Consider the following 17,640-nt stretch of genomic DNA (forward strand, 5'->3'; position numbering starts at 1 on the left):
AGAGGTTCCCCCATGTCGAGCCCTTTCACCCCCGCTTCCCTGGAAGCCATCGATCAGGCCAGCCTGTTCCATCCGGTGAGTTCCATCGCCGACCAGCAGCAGAACGGCCCCTACATCATTGACAGCGCCCAGGGTGTGCAGGTCACCGACCATAAGGGCCGGACCCTGATCGACATGGGGGCCGGGCTCTGGTGCGTCAATGTCGGCTATGGCCGGGCAGAACTGGCAGATGCGGCCGCCGACGCCATGCGTCGGCTCAGTTACCAGCACCTGTTCGGGGGGGCCGCATCGGAACCCGCCATCCGGCTGGCCGACCGCCTGCTGACCCTGTTCCGGGACACGGTTTCACAGGATATGGCGCGCGTGTTCTTCGGGACATCCGGATCGGACGCCAATGACACGGCCTTCAAGCTGGTGCGCTATTATCACAACCTGATCGGCAAGCCGGCCAAGAAGAAGATCATCTCGCGGCAAGGTGCCTATCACGGTGTTTCCTATGCCAGTGGCAGCCTGACCGGCATCAGCTCCTATCACCAGATGTTCGATCAGCCGGTCGCCGATGTGCTGCACACCTCCTGCCCGCATCATTACCGCTTCGCCCATGACGGGGAAAGCGAGGCGGATTTCAGCGCCCGCATGATCGCCGAGGTGGCGGCGCTGATCGAACGCGAAGGGCCGGAGACCATCGGGGCCTTCATCGCCGAACCCGTGATGGGAACAGGCGGCGTGCTGCTGCCACCGGCCGGCTATTTTGAAGGGCTTCAGAAGCTGCTGGCGCAGCATGATATCCTGCTGATCGTGGATGAGGTGATCACCGGGTTCGGGCGTACCGGCCATTGGTTCGGATCGGGCAAATACGGGCTGAAGCCGGATATCGTCTCCCTGGCCAAGGGCGTGACCAGCGCCTATTTCCCCTTATCGGCCACCATTATTTCCAACCGGCTCTGGCAGGCCCTGGCCCAGGCATCCCCCAAGACCGGCACCTTCATGCACGGCTTCACCTATTCCGGCCATCCGGTCGGATGCGCGGTGGCCCTGGCGAACCTGGATATCCTGGAACAGGAACAGTTGGTCGCCCGCGCCAACCAGCAAGGAGACCTGCTGCTGGAACGGCTGCGCGCACGGCTGGGGGGCCATCCGTTTGTTGGCGACATCCGGGGCAGCGGCCTGATGGTGGGCGTGGAGCTTATCGCCGACCGGGCCACCCGCCGCGCCTTCGCCCCCCAGGCGGCCCCGCACCGGATCGTTGCGCGGGAAGCCACCGAACAGGGGGTGCTGGCCCGCGCCCTGCCCTATCTGCCCGTCAATTCCTTCTCCCCGCCCCTGATCATCGGGGAAGCGGAACTAGAAGAGGCCGTGGAACGCTACGTCACCGCGCTGGAGCGCGTGACCCCGCAACTGAAGGCCCTGGCCGGATAAGGCCCAATCTCCCATGACCCGTGACCGATCAAGGGAGATTTCGCGTTCCCTCATCTGTACCCGGTCCCTGCGCCTGGCCCATGACTTCAAGCACCGGTCCAGGGCCGGGATGGTGATGGTCAATCTGCCTTGATCATCACCGATCAAGGCAGATTGGTTTCAGCAGCGGGTCACCCGGCCGCTTTGACCTGTTCGATCAGGGCCAGGCGCGCGCTTTCGACCCATTGGGCAATATGGGCGTTGGCGACAAACCGGCATGACTGGTTTTGGTCACGCAAGGCCTCCTTGCCGGAACGTTCCCAGCCCTCCGCCTCCAGTTTGCGCAGAAGGCGGATCATCTCCTCCCTCTCGGTCAAACCAGCAGCCTTGACCTCTGCAGCAGCGGCATCGAAAATGCCGGTACGCAGCGCGTCCAACTCGCGCTCCATCTCCTCTGTCCAACCGCTGTTCCGCAGGCTTTCCTGGCGCAATGCCTGGGTCCAGGCGGACACCACGTCCTGGATCACCCCCGGCAGACGTTTGCTGTCCCAGGCCATGGCCTGCAGAACCTCGCCATAGGAAGACAGGGTCGGGCTCGCGGCGGTGGCCCGCCGCGCCGCATTGCGGGCCTGACGGAACAGACCGGCATCCACCGGATCGATCCTGTTGGTCCGGATCAGGTCGATGATTGCCTGGGCCGGCGCTTCGGCCTCGCTGCCCCGCAGCCGCTCCCGCAGGCTGACGAACCCGTGATCCCAGGTCCAGATCATCCAGTCGGACACAACATTGTCAATCGGTGCCCCGGTCGGCACCGCCTTGATCAGATCAAAGACAAAGCGCTGCACATCGCTGTCCAGCGGATCGCCGCCCAGCGCCGACACCAGCCGCACCAGGGACGCATCCAGGCCGAACTCTGCCGCGATCACGTCGTAGCGTGCTTCGTGGGAACGGCCGGCCAGCCACAGGCGCATCAGCGTCCCGGCCCGTTCCCCCCCCTGCAACCCGTCCAGCACCTCGGTGCGGACAAACTCCGCGCCATAGAAGGCCTCGCTTTTCAAGGCGCTCATTGGCCCGGCTCCAGATGGCGTTCCAGGATTTCCGACAGCTTGCCGCGCCCCAGGCCGCCGGTATAGCGTTCCTTCACCTCGCCGCCCGCGACCAGCAGAAGCGTCGGCACGCCCCGGATGCTATAGGTCTGGGCAAGGCCCGGCTGGGCGTCAATATCCACCTTCACGATGCGGGCCAGCCCCTCATATTCACGGGCCACATCCTCCAGCGCCGGTGCCATGGCCTTGCAGGGGCCGCACCATTGGGCGTGGAAATCAACCAGGACGGGCTGGCCGGCCTGCAACACTTCCGTGGCGAACGCCGCCTCGGATATCTCAGCGATCAATGACATGGGTGATACCCTCTTGGCTGGGTCGGGATGCCGGATCGACAGACGGGGGTGACGGCTGAAGGACAAGCTGCCCCGCAGTCACTTCGGCGATCTGGTTGTGGAACCGTTCAACGGTCGACCGGTGTGCAACGGATATAATCGCTGCTTTGGGAAGCCGCTCATCCAGAAGCGTGTAAAAACTTGTCTCAGCGTGCATATCCAGCGCACTGGTGGACTCATCCAGGAAAACAAAGTCCGCCCCGCTGAGAATGGCACGCGCACAGGCGATGCGCTGCTGTTCACCGGGTGAGAGAATACGCCGCCAGGGTGCAAATTCGTGCAGTCTCGGCACCAGGGCGGCCAGGTTCAACCGGCCCAGAATTTCAGCATAGACAGCATCGGGAATGCTGTCCGGTGCCGCCGGATAGGCGATGAGCGAGGCCAGAGTGCCATCCGGCATATAGCTGCGCTGGGGCAGGAAACAGCAACGAACATGGTCCGGTGCCTGCACCTGTCCGCCACCATGCGGCCACAGGCCCGACAAGGCCCGCAGCAACGTGCTCTTCCCGGCACCGGAAGGCCCCTTGATCAACAGCCGGTCCCCGGGGGCAATAGCAAGATCCGCAACCCGCAGCATCGGCCGCCCATCCGGATAGGCCAGGGCCAGATCGCGGGTGCGGATGGTACCGCCATCGGCTGGCGTAACCTGGATGGAGGGGGCTGGCAGACTGTCGAGCTGACGGTCGAAAAAATGCAGACGCGAGACGGCCGAACGCAGCATCGCCAGACCGCGATAGAGAATGATGAAGATGCCGGCGGAGTTATAGACCATCATCATCGACCCGGTAACCATCTGCAGGTCACCCATCTGCATCTGCCCCTTCATGATATAGGGCGCGCACATCAGCATCGGTGCTGCCAGCAAAACCACCGTCGGTACACTGGAAGCGAGGGTCACCCGCATATTGGCAATGGTATAAAGCAACCAGTTGCGGCGGATCAGACCAAACGTCCCGTTCAGGCGCTGGCATTCGATCCGGGTTCCCTTTTCAAAGGCGATGGCCTCGCCATTTTCCCGGATGCCGGCCATATCCTCACGGAACTGGGCCTCCAGCCGCTGCCGCACGATCTCAGCCCGCGTCAGCCCCCGCCCCAGCCAATGGGTCACCAAGGTCCAGCCGAAGGCAAAGGCGCAGACGGCAAAGAAGAAGGAGCCATGCACAACCAGCTCCGTCCCGAACAGGGAGACGGTCAACGGGGGCGACAACCGCCAGAGCTCACGGGCATAGAGCGTGATGGAGAAGACAGCCCCGAAGATGGTCGGCCCCATCGACAGCACATTTTCGACAAAGGCGTAGATATCTTCCTGTATCCGCTGCTCTGGGTGATCGACCTTGCGGTAGCGCTCCAGATGATAGAAGCGATCCTTTGCCATCCAGCGGTCGGTAATGCGGTCGGTCAGGTGCTGCCGCGCCCGCATCCGCAGGGTGTAGCTGGAAAAATCGCGCAATAGCGAGAAGGCGATCACGCAGACGCCCAGCAGAAGAATGACCGATAACAGGGGCGGAACGATGTCTGTCTTGCGCTCCACCAGAGCATTGGTCACCTCGGCCAGTTGGAGCTGGGCTTTCAGCATGACCATGCTGCTTCCCGCTTCCAGCCCGAACTTCATGGCCAGCAACGCCACACCGATAACAAGATCACTGCGCAGATAGCTGGCAATCAGCCGCGCGCCATAAGCGATATCGGCCCGCAACCCCTCTGAACGGGACTCAGGTGGCAGATCGGAGGAGACGACTTCAGTCACCACCGGATCGACCAGCGGCTGTGTCGATTGCATTTTTCAGGATTCCCCGTCTTATACCAAGCTGTGATGAATGGAACTTATCGCAAGCCTGGTACGGCAGCGACCGCCGCCGCGCGGCCCGTGCCGCGTGAAGCCAAGCCAACGGATGTTGGCGCCGGCGATAGAGGACCCTGATCAGAACCGTCAGGTTCTGATCAGGGCAACTGGGTTTCAGAACGACTTGGTGAAAGTCACACGGAAGGTGCGCGGCGGGGCCGAGGTGATTTGCGAAGTCGTCTCGAAGGGCTGGAAATTCTGCCGATCGAAGATATTGTCCACCGTCAGGTTGATCTTGTTGCCATTGACCGCGTAGGCCAAGCTGCCATTCACAGACAGGGACGAACGGTTCACCTGCAGATAGCGCCCCGTCAGCAGATCAGCCGTCTGGAACCGGGCGCTGTAATTCCCGCCCAAGCCCACATCCAGCTGTTCCTCTTCACCCAGGGTGAAGGTCTGAATCGCCCAGAGGTTGGCGGAATGCTGGGGGAAGCCGACATTGGTCCGGCGGATATTACCGATCTGGTCATCCGGCTTATATTTGGATTTCGAATAGACATAGCCCGCCAGCAGGCGGAGGCTGGGCGTGATCGTGCCCGCCAGTGACACTTCGTAATTCCAGGCATCCAGCCCCGGCACCGAGCGATAATAGCCGGGATGCAGGGGGTCATCGCGGGTTTCATAATCCGTGCTGACCTTGCTGGCGGAAAGGTTGACCGTCAACTTGTCATCCAGGAAAGCCCCCTTCGCGCCCACCTCATGCTGCTTGCGCAAGGTCGGGCGCAGGGTCGCGCCGTCAAAGCTGCGATTGAGCGAGGAGACGGGGATCAACGCATTGGCATAGCTGTAATAGGCGGATACCCAATCCGCCACATCATAGACCACACCGACATTGGGCAGGAACCGGTTGAACTCCGCCCTGACCGTCGGGGTCAACACACCGCCGCTATAGCGTCTGGCCTTGTCCTCATAATGTGTTTGGTTGGCCCCCAGCAGCAGATGGAAGGCATCCCAGGTAATCTGGTCCTGCAGCACGAAGCTGTATTGCTCGGCCCGTATCGGGGCGCGGGGCTGGTCTTTCGGGACGGACAGCAAGGGCGTTCCCGGCGGCAGAATGCCCGGCGGCACGTCGGTATCCGCTGTTCTCGTCTTCGTTTCAGAATAGTTGAAACCAGCAATCAGCTGATGCTGCAACCGCCCGGTGGAGAACTTGGCATAGAGATCGGCATATTGGCTGATCTGGCGCTGCCGGTCATAAGAGGCAACATTCTGAATATAGGCCCCCATCCCTGGCAGCATGAACAGGGGCGATTGCATCTGCGTCTCGCCCGTGGCCCGCTGCAACAGCCCACGATAACGCAGGGTCAGCGAGCCATCCGTTCCCAGATCGGCGATCTTGTCTTCGATACTGTAGGACAAACGGGTGGATTCGACCTGGCGATGCGCCTTGTCGGAAATATTGTTGCCATAGGGCGTAAAGCTGCCATTGGCCGGATCACAGAAATAGGTGTCCAGCAGCGGCGTGTCATTGCGGTACCATTGCAGGCTGGCATCGATCTTCAGATCATCGCGGCGCAGGCCGAAAATGGGATTGACCACCGTTTGTGACGGATCACGCCCACCACCCGGCTGCCGGTCGGCTGCCTGACGCAGCAGAACCAGACGGCCGGCCAGCCCCTCATCTTCCAGCAAGGTCCGGCCAACGTCAGCACCCAGAATATACTGGCCATTGCTGCCGCCCCCCAGGGTCACGTCACTGATCCGCCGCCCCGTCGCACGCTTGGGCACCAGATTGATCACGCCGCCCGCCACTTCCGATCCGGTCAGGATGGCCGCCGGCCCTTTCAGGACCTGAACGGATTCCACATCGCTGATCGGGGAATTGACGGAAAGGGCAGATGCCCGCAACCCGTTGACAAAATTGACATTCTGGGTAGAGAATTGCCCGATCTTCGGGGTTGTGGCGATACCGACCGCATAGCTGACGCCGGGGATATTGCGCAGCGCCTCCCCCACCGACAGGGCGTTCTGGCTTTCCAGCACCTCTTCCGTCACGGAATCCACTGTCGCCGGAATCTCCCGGGCCGGGGTGTCGGTACGCGTCAGCATACTGCTGCTGTCCAGCACGAAATCACGCCGGCGCGTCGCCACGACCAGGATTTCCACGGCATCTTCCCGGCGCACCACACTGACCTTGCCTTCAGCGGAAATATCCACATCAAAAGGCGTGCCCTTCAGAACCTGAATCAACGCTTCTTTCAGCGTGTAGCGGCCCCGGACCCCCTTGACCGGCACATTCGCCCCGTCCGGCAGGTTGATGGCGCTGGTGGCGCGGGCCTGTTCGGTGATGACACCAACCACATCCAACAAGCGGCCGTCGGCGACATCGAAATTATAACTTTCGCTGATCGGCGCCGCCATGGCTGCCGGGGACAGGATGGCCGAGGCAACAAGGCTGCCACCGACAAGGCTGGAAAACACGGTTCTCACGGAAGACCCCCAACGTTCTGAGATGACGCAGGCAAACGGCGACGGGCTTTCCCCCGGTTCTCACCACGCAAGGTGACAGTGAATATTTCACATTTTCATAATGTGCATATTTTATTTCACCGATTTGCCACGGCAAACATCTTAGTAATTGACAGTTTTATGTCTTGCCTCAGCGTGCGTAAGTCATTGCCTGGGAGTGCCCTGCCATCACGGGTCCGTGGGGGAAGCCGTGGGAGCTGGCTGGTCATCGCCATAGTCGTCATCCGCCGATCCCACCAGGGGCAAAGCAACCCCCCGGCGATATTCACCCGCCGACAGACCGAAGCGCTGGCGGAATAACCGGCAAAAATGGGAAAGGCTGCTGAAGCCCGCTTCATAGGCGATTTCGGATATCCGTTCCGTCCCCAGGGATAGCTGATAGGCGGCAGCGGAGAGCCGGGTTTCCATCAACAGCGTGGTAAAGCTGGTGCCCCGCGCGGCGCAGGTCTTATGCACGGTTCGCAGTGAATAGCCCAATGCCGCAGCCGCATCACGGGCGCTCAAGCCTTCCTGGCCATAATTCAGGCAGATGAAGGCAAAAATCTCCTGCATCCGCCGTTCGGTGAACACGGCCCCCTGTCGCGCGGACTCATGTTCATTCACCTGCGCCAGCAAGGCTTCTTTCAGCAAGGCAGACAGCAGGCGCCCTGCTGACGCCACCCAGACCCCATTGCCCTTTTCCGCCATGGCCCGGACCAACTGCGCCAGCGCACTGGCACCGATGAAGCCGGCCGGAATGAACGTCTCGGTAATGACCCGGGTGGCTTCGGCAAGTTCCCGCAGGCACCACCAGATCGGCAAAGCAAGAATGATGAGTTCGATCGGCCCTGAAGCGTGAAGCTCATTGCCATTCACATCCGTCAACAGCACCGCCTCCCCAGGCCCTAAACGGCGATGGCCACTCCACTGCATGACAGAAAGCGAACCTTTTTCGACCAGCACCAGACGGCATTTCAGATCATTGGGGTTGGCCATGCCCACGCGCTGGCCATTGAACTGGAAGGCATCGGCGCTGATCTTGTGGATCAGGGCCAGTTCGGTGGGAATAGTGATCAACTGCCATTCCTGCGGCAGCGTGGAGGAAGATGCCATGGCGCCGAATGCCGCCTGCATTTCCTCCCACCTGACATCCATCTCCGCCGACATCGTCATCACCTGCCCCGATGCTTGAAATCGTCGCCAACGCCCCTTGCTGGCATGGGTTTGCGCCGATCCGTCAATGCGCCATGGGCAGAGGGGGAAAGGAAGCGTAAATTATAACGGATGCACTCTCAGGCAAATCAACGGGCACCAGATGGAAAGCCGCAGGTGCCCACCACCTACCCTCTTTCCAGTCTGATACCGCCATAATTACGGCGCATTCCCATATCGACCAGATAAGGGGAATGCGCTGTGGGGCAAGCCAGGTTCAGCGGGCCCCGCCGACCAGCATCCGGTCGATCCGCACCGTCGGCTGGCCAACACAGACCGGCAATTGCTGGCCGGCCTTGATGCAGATGCCCGCATCCAGGGCCAGGTCATGGCCGGTCATGGAGACATGGCGCAGCGCCTCATGTCCCATGCCGATTAGGGTCGCCCCCATCACCGGGGCTGTGACCTTGCCATCTTCGATCAGATAGGCTTCGGTGGCGGTGAAGTTGAATTGACCGCTGGTGATATCCACAGTCCCCCCGCCGAAAGAGACGGCATAAAGCCCGTTGCCCACACTGGCGATGATCTCCTGCGGGTCATGTTGCCCGGCCTGAAGATAGGTATTGGTCATGCGCGGCATGGGCAGATCGGCATAGGATTGCCGGCGGCCATTCCCCGTCACCCCCACGCCCAACAGCCGGGCATTCATCCGGTCCTGCATCAGCCCAACCAGACGCCCCTTGTCGATCAGCAGGTTGCGCGCACCCGGCGTGCCTTCATCATCAATGTTGAGCGCGCCGCGCGCGCCTGCCACCGTGGCATCATCCATGACGGTGACACTGGGATGGGCGATCATCTCCCCCATCATGCTGGCGAAGACGGAGGAGCGTTTACGGTGCGCATCCCCTTCCAGCCCGTGCCCGACGGCCTCATGCAACAGCACACCGGGGAAACCGGGGCCCAGCACCACCGGCATTTCACCCGCCGGAGCCGGGCGCGCATCCAGCAATGTCAGCGCCATGCGGGTGGCCCGGTCAGCCATGGCGGACAGATTTTCCTCTGTCACGGCGGACAGGGCCATACGCCCGCCCAAACTGGCCGAGCCATTGGCCCGACGGCCGCCGGCCTCGGCCAGGACCGACATGTTGATTTCAATCAGGGGGCGGATGTCGGCGGCCAGGGTCCCGTCGCTGGCTGCAATCAGCACCAGCGTGTCGGTGACGCTCAGCCGTGCCATCACCTGGCGGATACGCGGATCGGCCGCCCGCGCCAGCCCATCCAGACGGCGCAACAAGGCGATGCGCGCAGGTGATTCCAGCCCGCCCCCTGCCGCCACGGGCGGATAGGCCGCGCCCCCGCCCCGGGGGCCGGCGGAAAGATCGACACCACCGGCCTCAGACGCATCCCGGCCCAGGCGGATCATGCTGCGATTGGCCTCCACCAGGGCCTGCAAGGCACGGGGTGTCAGGTCGCTGGCATAGGCGAACCCCACCTTCTCCCCGGCAATGGTCCGGGCCCCAACCCCTCGGGTGATGGAGAAGGCGCCACGGGTGACGCGGCCCTCCTGCAGCATCCAATCCTCCTGGCTGCCGCTTTCAAAATAAAGATCGGCGTGATCGATGCCTTTGCCGCTCATCGCTTCCAGCGTCCGGCCCAGGCTATCCAGATCCAGCCCCTCCGGGGTCAGCAGCACTTGCCGGGCGTGGGCGATCACATCGTTGCACGAAGATATCAGCATGGTTTTCAGCCCCCCGTGACCTGCAGGGTTTCAATCAGGATGGAACCGGTGCGCACCGCGCCGGCGCGGTGCGTATCGCTGCCAATGGTGACGACGCCGCGCAGAATGTCGCGGATGTTCCCGGAAACCATCAGATTGTGAACCGGATAGGCCACCTGCCCCTGTTCCACCCAGAAACCGGCCGCCGCCTTGGAATAGGCACCCGTCACCGGGTTGACATTGCCACCCAGAAATTCGGTCAGCCACAGGCCCCGCTGCAGGCGGGTCAGCATCTGCCGTTGATCGCCACCGGGCTGACGGCTGCTCAGGGTCAGATTGCCGTAACCGTCAGCGCTGCCGGTCGATTGCATTCCCAGCTTGCGGGCAGAGGCCGAACTCAGGAAAAGTCCCGATACAACACCCCCTTCCACAATGGCACGGGTTCGGCCCGCCACACCTTCCCCATCATAGGCTCGGCTGGCGAGGCCGAAGGGCTCCAGCGGCTCCTCGATCAGATCGATATCGTCCGGCAGCACCGTCTGGCCCAACGCGTCGGGCAGGAAGGTGGCGCGCTGGTGCTGCGCCCGCCCACCCAGGGCGGCGCACAACTCCCCCACCAGACTGGACGCAACCGTGGCATCAATCAGCACCGGCCCGTTCCAGGCCGGCACGGGCCGGGCATTCCGCTTATCCAGGGTCCGCCGTGCCGCCAGCGCCCCCAACGCCTCTGGCGACAGCAGCGCCTGGAAGTGGCGGTCCTGCGACTGCCAGGCATCCCGCACCATGGCCCCATCATTGCCAGCCAGGGCCACACACCAGGACTGGTGAAAGGAACTGCTACCGGTGCGCAGGAAACCCTGGCTGGTGGCCAGGGCCCAGCGCCGGTCGTGGCTGGCCATGCCGGCCTCCAGCACCCGTAAGGCCCCGTTACCCGTCTCCAGGGCGGATTCTTCGGCCTGCAGCGCCCGATCCTCCAGCCCGTCCATCCCCATTGCAGAAGGGGCAAACAGGGGAATATCGGGCGTGTCAAAGGCCATCAGGGCCGGGGCGGCCAACCCGGCCGCCTCGTCGGGTTCAACCTGGGCGGCAATGGCGCGCGCATGGTCCACGGTCCGGCGAACATCCTCAGCCGCCAGGGATTGCGAATGGGCCTGGCCGGTTCTGCCACGGTCATAAATAGTGACGGACAGCGAATAGCTGCCATCGCGCACGGCGCTGTCCAGCGACCGGTTCACCACCCTGACAGTGCCGCCCGCCATTTCCTCAACAGCACACAGAATATCGGCTACCCCCATGGTGCGGGCATGTGAAATCACTGACTGCGCGACATCGGCCATATGCTGTGCGCTTGTCAGCAGATTGGAACCGGCATCCCCCGGATCGGTCTGTCCGCGATGATTGACCATTTTTGATATTCTACCCCTCGATCATCTCCGAAAATGGCAGGTACTCTTGGCATCAACCGTGACATGCGCCTTGATGACGGGACGCAATGCAGGAAGCCGAGCAAGGTGCTGCGCACTTGCCCCGTGGAGCCGCTTTGAATGGGTTTAGGGCATTCGACCGCTGATCTCTTGCCCTCTGAAGCCCGCCTGATTGCTCCAGAGCGCAAGACGGGCAGGTTCAGGGCCGGCAGCCCTCTTTTCACGGCCCGTCGCACCGCCATTCAGGGGGCGGCAGCACCCAATTGCCACAAGACAAAGGCCATTTTGGTGATTTCCACGCGGAACTGACCCGGAAGGCGGCTTATTTGCATTGAGAATTGCCCCATGTGACCGTTCCCCCTGCGCGTTGAGCGACGGGGGGCACTGGAGTGATCGACATGGGACTTTTGAATGTCATCCGCCGTTTGGCCTTGCGTGAGAAGGTCCAGCTTCATGTCGCTTCTCCTTGCAAAAAGGCTCGCGCCCCTCCGCAATTGTGCGACAGGGTTTTGCAAGGCACGGACCCGCACACCGCCGTCGGTTTTGCGGCCTTGCGGAAACGGTCGATTTCGCCCGCTCACGTGGCGCGCCGTGGCGGCCGTAGGCGCGTCTGGGAACCAGGGAAGATCGCCTTCAGCGAGGCATGCCCGCTATGCTGACTACCTGTAGCGGTAAGACATTCTTGCCATTCCCCAATACCTCCCCGTACTCTCCGTCACCCACGTCACCGTCCGGCGCACATCGTCCACTGAAGGAAATCGATGCTGACCTGAAGGGGGTGATTGGCCGAATTCAAACGATGCTTTGGGAGGTGATGGAATGATTCTCGGGAAACGTGATCTGCTGACGCGCTTACGGCGGCATCTGGCGTTGGCTCAAAGCCTGGACATCGCCGTGGCCTGGGCAAAGCCGTCGCCTGCCCTGACCGACGTGCTGAAGTTCGCCAGAACGGCAAAGGAAAAGCCGCGCGTCATCGTCGGGATCTCGGGCAATGTCACGAACCCGGCTGCGTTGCGTCAGTTATCAGAGTCCTGCCACCTCAAAGTCACCAGGGGAGAGCGAGGAATCTTTCACCCCAAGTTCTATCGGTTCGTGAACGGCGATCGCTCGATCTGCTGGATCGGCAGCGCAAACCTGACGGCGCGAGGTTTTAGCCTGAATGACGAGGCCGTTCATGAGTTCATCGACGACGGCAGCGCCAAATCTTGGTTCGACGCGCTATGGAAATCCTTGCCCGACGACACGTCGTCGGACATGGAGGATTACATTGAGTCGTGGAACCCGGCCGAGCCTGATTGGGGACATCAGGCGCCGACGGTCAAGGCGCCGTCCGATCACCCGTTCCACCTTCTCGCGAATGGACGGGTGCGGGATTGGCCGGGTTACGTCACGGCGCTAAGGGCATGCGACGCCTACTGGCTCGACCGTGAATGGCACTTCTCCGTGTTCGGAGAGGTCAGAAGCTACACCGACACGATTGCCGCCGGAAACATGGTTGTTAAAAGCCGGAACTGGCAAAGATTTTCCGAACAGGAAATCTCCATCATCATGGGCGACAATGACCCTGAAGGACTGACCGGCTATGGGTTGCTTGGCTCCATGAAGGGCGCGGCGAAAGCCATGAGCAGCTTCAGAAAGGACGACACGGTAAGGTCGATCATCCAGAATGCGATCCTGCCGCTGGAAACATCGAAAAACCTGCCAGCTGACGCCGCGCAGGCGCTCGCCACCATCAGCGATATCAACCGCTTCAACCACGGCGTCGCCACGAGGCTAATCACGCTGATGCGGCCGGATGCCGCCGTGTCGGTGAACAGCCAGTCGATAAAGGGGTTGGCCGCGCTCAGCGGCCTGCCGAAGACGACGCTTGGAACGCCAAGGAATTATGAACGTCTCCTCAACTGGGTTGCCGACCAGCCCTGGTTCGATGTGCCGGAACCGGAAGATCCAGAAGAAAAGCTCATGTGGACGATGCGGGCCGCCCTGCTGGATGCCTTTGTCTACATGTCTCACGACGGTGACGAATGACCCTTGGCCGTCCCATCCGCCAGTCCAGCCGGAACGCTACACACACGAGCGCACTGGACTGGTGACGACGATCCGCGGCTACATCGGCGAGCGCCTCATCTTCGTCAACGTTTTCAAGGCCGTTGCCGAGTGGAAGGACGAGGGTGAGCGGCGCTGGACGTACATATTCGAGGACGGCAGCACCCGTACCATCGTCTCGCCGCATCCCGGCGAGCCGCTCGCGTGAAGGCACTGCCTTGCAGGACGTGTTCCCGGTGTTCTGGTGTTCCGGCCCGCCCCCCCCGCCGCAAGGGGCATCGTCCTCTATTCGGCGGCACCGGCCACCACCTTTGATACGGACACCTTCCGGACACAGAATTCAGGCACCGATTCGCCGGACAGCAAAAACCCCAGCAAGACATTGATCTTGCTGGGGTTTTCTTTTGGATGCGGCGACACGATGTTGAAGCCGAATAACGACGGGCCAACCCAGACATTGGGATAGATTTCCAGGTCCTTGGCACGCGGCAGCTTGCCCTGGCGCACTAGGTCCAGATTATGCTGCACGCGGGGATCCGGGCTGACATAACTTTCCAGGGTCTGACCGCGCGGCAACTGCATCTCGATCGACTGGCGGGCATAGTCGATATGGGTATGGTCGAGCAGCCGCTGCGCGTAGTCCCAGGCCTCCTCCTCCGTCTCCCGCACGATGACCTGCAGGCGGGTGCCGTAATTCAGGGTGCGGTCGATCTTCGATGCCTCTGCCGCCACGCGGCGGAACTTGTCGCCCAGCTTCGGCGGCGTGTCGGCGAAGCTGAGATAGGTGTCCAGCAGCTTCACCGAATGGGCGACGCCAGCAGACGACGTGCCCGCGCCCCACAGCGGCACGCCGTCGGGCTGGATGGCGCGCAGGGGCGCCTCCCGCACCCCGCGCCGGCCCAGCCCATATTCAGGCGGGGCCGCGGCCAGCTTCACATATTTGCCAGCATAGCCGTCGCGCTGGCCCTTATAGAAACGCTGAAAGGCGTCCCAATATTCAAAGCTGAAATCATAGCGCTCGTCATGTTCGTAATTGACGCCGAACACGGGCAGCACCGTGTCATTGCCATTCACGACATTATAGGCCATGCGCCCGCCGGAGAACCGGTCCTGGGTCAGCGCGATCTGGGCCAGCTTCACCGGCGACAGCAGCCCCGGATGGATGGCGGCCAGAAAGCGCATGCGCTTGGTCACCCCGATCATGGCGGATGACACCGTCAGCACCTCGTCCCCCAGGCCCGTCCCCAGCAGCGCGCCATAATAGCCCAACCGGTCGATGGTCACGGCCAGTTGCTGCATGTGCCGGAAATCGGTGTTCCACCGCCCCTGCGGTTCCCAGGGAAACGGGCCGTCAGGGGCCGTGAGGTACCAAAGGATCTTAACCGCCATGATGGGGTTCCTCTTCTCGGACGGGATCAGAAGCGGACGGTGAACGTCGCCTGGAACGAACGCGGGGCCAGCGGCTGCAGGAATTCGCCCCCGGTCAGCGCGTTCAAGAAATTATGCTGGTTGGTCAGGTTGATGACGCGGACCGACAGATCATAGGAAGGCTGCCGGTAATAAAGCGTCAGGTTGGCCTGGTATCCGTCGGGGACGGTCACGCTCTGGCTCAGGTTCGTGTAGAATTTGCCCGTGTACCAGACGGCCAGTTCGCCGCCGAAACCGTTATCCAGATGGTAATCGACAAAGCCGTTCAGCGAATATTTCGGCACGCCCGGCAGGGCATAGCGCCCACCCGTGCGCCCGATCAGGCGGTTGCTGTCGCCGAACACGGTGGCATTGTCCGCCACAAAGCCGAACGGGCTGAACCCGCCGGGGATGATGAAGGTATTAACGGCATTCAGCTTGGTGAAATTCAGCCCACCCGACAGATTGTCGGAATGTTCATAGCGAACCGCCGCCTCGATCCCTTTGATGCGGACGCGCGCCATGTTGCCGCTGGTATCGGGTGACAGGTCGCGATACTGCACAAAGCCATCGGCCGATGCGAACAGCTTGCCGGGAATGGCGTCCCATTTCACGCCGCCCTCATACAGTTCCGACAGGCTTTTGAACGCCAGCGGGTTCAGCTTGTTGCCGGCACCCCAGGTCAGGAAATTGCCGAAGACACCGGTATTGACGGCCTTGGACCGGTCATAGGTGGCGTAGAAGGTGGTGTCGGCCACCGGCTTCACGAACAAGCTGGCCTGATAGCTGGGCAGCGTGTAGCTGTCCTTGTCTCTATATTCCTGTGCCGTTGTGCGGAAGACGGGATTGTGGATATAGGCAGTGATGCGGGAGACATTGACACCCAGATTCAGGCCGACCACATCGGCGAAGCGGAAATTCTGCTGGGTGAAGCCGCTGATCTGCCGGATATAGCCGTTGGAGGTGTAGACGGCGCCCGCCGGCGGAAAGCCGCCCAGTTCCGAATAATAGCCGTCATTGACCGGCACCATGACCGGCAGGTTCAGATAGCCGAAATAGGGCGACGGCTGCGGCACGCCGGCGGCCCCGATCCAAGATCCCGACGCCTCGTTGGCCTGCTTCAGCCCATATAAGGCCGCCGGCGTGATGGTCGACGGGTCCTGCGTCAGGTCATAGGGATTGTAGTTGAAATTGTTATTGGCCGAGAGCGCCCGGTAACGCAGGTTGCGATAGGCGCCGCCCGTATTGCTCTGCCAGTCGACGGCCAGTCCACCCAGATTGAAATCATACTTGCCGCGCGCTTCCAGCCGCTGATCCCACAGGGTGCTGCGGTTCTGGTAGATGAAGGAGCCGACGCTGTCATTATTGTTGATGGAGCGCTGGTAATAGGTGGAGGACAGGAAATCCCAGTTGGCCGACAGTTCATAGCCGATCTGCAACTGGCTGATATACCGCTTGGCCGTATTCTTGTCCTCCGGCCGGCCGGAACCGGTCGAGCCCTCGATCTTGGTCAGGCCGTTGCCGGGAATGGTCGGGTCATAGACCCAACCGACGATGCTGCCCGCCGCACCGGCGCTGCTGTTGGGCAGCGCGCCCAGGATGGTGGGCCGGCAATATACTGGGCCTGGGCATTGCGCGTGCGCAGCTGATACCCGACCGGTGCCGCCGTGGGGTTGGCGGAGGTGAAGACGGGGGAGATGATCCGCCCGTCGGTCAGCCGGATCAGCGGCGTGGCCCGGCCGGCATAGTAGGAGCCGAAATGATCGACCAGTTCCTGGGTCGGCCGGTTCCAGCCGCGGGTGATGTTGAAATCATAATAATTGTCGTAGGAGCCGTTCCAGTCGACCGTCAACCGCTCCCGCGGCTTCCAGGACGCGGCTTCCAGGACAGGGCGGCATAGGTGCTGTCGTAATTATTCTCGACATTGTCGTAATAGGTGCCGCCGCGCTTGCCCTTCACACTGATGCGATAGGCCAGCGTCTCGTCGATGGGCCCGCCCGTGTCGGCCGTGATGGCGAAGTCGGGATAGGTTTCCTTCGTGCCCGACACCCAGGTGCCCAGCTCGGTATTGACGAAGCTGCGCTGCTTGTCGAAATAGGGCTTCTTGGTCAGATAATTGACATAGCCGCCCGTGGCATTCGACGGGCCGAAGATCACCGATGACGGGCCGGCGACAATATCCGCCCCCTCGAACGCGTTCAGGTTCAACGGATGGTCATTGCCGTCCTTATAAATGCGCTGACCATTCTGGAACACTTCCGACGCCAGCCCGCGCAGGGTGGGGGCGGCGCTGTTGCCCTGGCCGCCGCCGCGCGTGATGCCGGGGGCATATTTCACATAATCGTCGGTGCTGCGGATAGGATCATGCGTGGTGTGGGTGCGGGCATTACGCCAGAACCGGTCCAGGTTGAATTTTTCCTGCACCGCGCTGGCCCCCAGCAGGTCAAACAGGCCCCCGCCGACCTTCAACGAGGCGTGATCGGAAGCGACGCGGGCATGGGCGACGGCCAGGATGGCGTCGGTCGTCAAGGCTTCATCGGCCGGTTCAGCCAGCGCCCGGTCATAGATTTCCGCCGCATTGCGCAGCAGGATTTCCGCAGCATAGACGGCGGACGTGAACTCCCCGATCTGCTTGATGACATGCGGTTCCTGGGTGATATGGTCGACGCCACCTTCGATCCAGGCACGGGAATGATGGCGCAGATAATCGATGGCGGCGTCCAGCGCACCGCGCGCAATACCGGTGTCAATGGCAGCATGCAATATC

General features: G+C 62.0%; 15 protein-coding genes. 3 read left to right on the forward strand and 12 right to left on the reverse strand.

What is annotated here, in order from left to right:
* The first annotated feature begins 12 nt into the window (after positions 1-12).
* The gene (locus PCJ49_RS21705; protein WP_269912799.1) at positions 13-1,419 is read left to right on the forward strand and encodes an aminotransferase; all 1,407 of its coding nucleotides are present in this window, start codon (positions 13-15) and stop codon (positions 1,417-1,419) included.
* A 170-nt stretch (positions 1,420-1,589) separates the two neighbouring features.
* On the opposite strand, the gene PCJ49_RS21710 is transcribed toward PCJ49_RS21705, so the two are convergent.
* From PCJ49_RS21710 to PCJ49_RS21745, 8 genes are all read right to left on the reverse strand, one after another.
* A complete protein-coding gene (locus PCJ49_RS21710) occupies positions 1,590-2,465 on the reverse strand; it encodes a hypothetical protein (protein WP_269912800.1) in 876 nt (291 codons plus the stop codon).
* Positions 2,462-2,797, reverse strand: coding sequence for a thioredoxin (trxA, locus tag PCJ49_RS21715; protein ID WP_269912801.1), 336 nt, complete (start codon positions 2,795-2,797; stop codon positions 2,462-2,464). Before trxA ends, PCJ49_RS21710 begins: the two co-directional genes overlap by 4 nt.
* Positions 2,781-4,616 carry an SbmA/BacA-like family transporter gene (locus PCJ49_RS21720; RefSeq protein ID WP_269912802.1) on the reverse strand — a complete coding sequence of 612 codons (1,836 nt, stop codon included), beginning with the start codon at positions 4,614-4,616 and terminating at the stop codon, positions 2,781-2,783. The genes trxA and PCJ49_RS21720 overlap by 17 nt, the downstream gene beginning before the upstream one ends.
* 177 nt (positions 4,617-4,793) lie before the next feature.
* Complete coding sequence (locus tag PCJ49_RS21725) at positions 4,794-7,109, reverse strand: TonB-dependent receptor (RefSeq protein ID WP_269912803.1); 2,316 nt, start codon at positions 7,107-7,109, stop codon at positions 4,794-4,796.
* A 207-nt stretch (positions 7,110-7,316) separates the two neighbouring features.
* Entirely contained in the window at positions 7,317-8,300 is a 984-nt protein-coding gene (locus PCJ49_RS21730; RefSeq protein ID WP_269912844.1) for an AraC family transcriptional regulator, read from the reverse strand.
* Between the two features lie 256 nt (positions 8,301-8,556).
* Positions 8,557-10,017, reverse strand: a complete 1,461-nt coding sequence (tldD, locus tag PCJ49_RS21735) for a metalloprotease TldD (protein WP_269912804.1) — start codon at positions 10,015-10,017, stop codon at positions 8,557-8,559.
* A gap of 5 nt (positions 10,018-10,022) precedes the next feature.
* Positions 10,023-11,402 carry a metallopeptidase TldD-related protein gene (locus tag PCJ49_RS21740; protein ID WP_269912805.1) on the reverse strand — a complete coding sequence of 460 codons (1,380 nt, stop codon included), beginning with the start codon at positions 11,400-11,402 and terminating at the stop codon, positions 10,023-10,025.
* A 260-nt stretch (positions 11,403-11,662) separates the two neighbouring features.
* Positions 11,663-11,875, reverse strand: coding sequence for a hypothetical protein (locus tag PCJ49_RS21745; protein WP_269912806.1), 213 nt, complete (start codon positions 11,873-11,875; stop codon positions 11,663-11,665).
* 364 nt (positions 11,876-12,239) lie between these two features.
* Between PCJ49_RS21745 and PCJ49_RS21750 the strand changes: the two genes are divergently transcribed.
* Both PCJ49_RS21750 and PCJ49_RS21755 read left to right on the forward strand, forming a co-directional pair.
* Complete coding sequence (locus PCJ49_RS21750; protein ID WP_269912807.1) at positions 12,240-13,448, forward strand: phospholipase D family protein; 1,209 nt, start codon at positions 12,240-12,242, stop codon at positions 13,446-13,448.
* A gap of 61 nt (positions 13,449-13,509) precedes the next feature.
* Positions 13,510-13,674 (forward strand): hypothetical protein, encoded by a 165-nt coding sequence (locus PCJ49_RS21755; protein WP_269912808.1) that lies wholly within the window; start codon positions 13,510-13,512, stop codon positions 13,672-13,674.
* A gap of 77 nt (positions 13,675-13,751) precedes the next feature.
* Here the strand turns inward: PCJ49_RS21755 and PCJ49_RS21760 are convergent, their stop codons facing one another.
* The 4 genes from PCJ49_RS21760 to PCJ49_RS21775 form a co-directional block, all read right to left on the reverse strand.
* Positions 13,752-14,855, reverse strand: a complete 1,104-nt coding sequence (locus PCJ49_RS21760; RefSeq protein WP_269912809.1) for an LLM class flavin-dependent oxidoreductase — start codon at positions 14,853-14,855, stop codon at positions 13,752-13,754.
* 26 nt (positions 14,856-14,881) lie between these two features.
* Positions 14,882-16,312 (reverse strand): TonB-dependent receptor, encoded by a 1,431-nt coding sequence (locus PCJ49_RS21765; protein ID WP_269912810.1) that lies wholly within the window; start codon positions 16,310-16,312, stop codon positions 14,882-14,884.
* 71 nt (positions 16,313-16,383) lie between these two features.
* Positions 16,384-16,725 (reverse strand): hypothetical protein, encoded by a 342-nt coding sequence (locus PCJ49_RS21770; protein ID WP_269912811.1) that lies wholly within the window; start codon positions 16,723-16,725, stop codon positions 16,384-16,386.
* Positions 16,722-17,636: a TonB-dependent receptor plug domain-containing protein gene (locus PCJ49_RS21775; protein WP_269912812.1), complete on the reverse strand. Its 915-nt coding sequence runs from the start codon at positions 17,634-17,636 to the stop codon at positions 16,722-16,724. The genes PCJ49_RS21770 and PCJ49_RS21775 overlap by 4 nt, the downstream gene beginning before the upstream one ends.
* Positions 17,637-17,640 lie beyond the last annotated feature (4 nt).

It is taken from the genome of Niveispirillum sp. BGYR6, from assembly GCF_027568365.1.
GTDB lineage: Bacteria > Pseudomonadota > Alphaproteobacteria > Azospirillales > Azospirillaceae > Niveispirillum.

Coding starts and splice junctions, on each gene's coding strand:
- PCJ49_RS21710 (WP_269912800.1), bottom strand. CDS start 2,465: ATGAGCGCCTTGAAAAGCGAGGCCTTCTATGGCGCGGAGTTTGTCCGC.
- PCJ49_RS21750 (WP_269912807.1), top strand. CDS start 12,240: ATGATTCTCGGGAAACGTGATCTGCTGACGCGCTTACGGCGGCATCTG.
- PCJ49_RS21720 (WP_269912802.1), bottom strand. CDS start 4,616: ATGCAATCGACACAGCCGCTGGTCGATCCGGTGGTGACTGAAGTCGTC.
- tldD (WP_269912804.1), bottom strand. CDS start 10,017: ATGCTGATATCTTCGTGCAACGATGTGATCGCCCACGCCCGGCAAGTG.
- PCJ49_RS21705 (WP_269912799.1), top strand. CDS start 13: ATGTCGAGCCCTTTCACCCCCGCTTCCCTGGAAGCCATCGATCAGGCC.
- PCJ49_RS21730 (WP_269912844.1), bottom strand. CDS start 8,300: ATGACGATGTCGGCGGAGATGGATGTCAGGTGGGAGGAAATGCAGGCG.
- PCJ49_RS21760 (WP_269912809.1), bottom strand. CDS start 14,855: ATGGCGGTTAAGATCCTTTGGTACCTCACGGCCCCTGACGGCCCGTTT.
- PCJ49_RS21745 (WP_269912806.1), bottom strand. CDS start 11,875: ATGAAGCTGGACCTTCTCACGCAAGGCCAAACGGCGGATGACATTCAA.
- PCJ49_RS21740 (WP_269912805.1), bottom strand. CDS start 11,402: ATGGTCAATCATCGCGGACAGACCGATCCGGGGGATGCCGGTTCCAAT.
- trxA (WP_269912801.1), bottom strand. CDS start 2,797: ATGTCATTGATCGCTGAGATATCCGAGGCGGCGTTCGCCACGGAAGTG.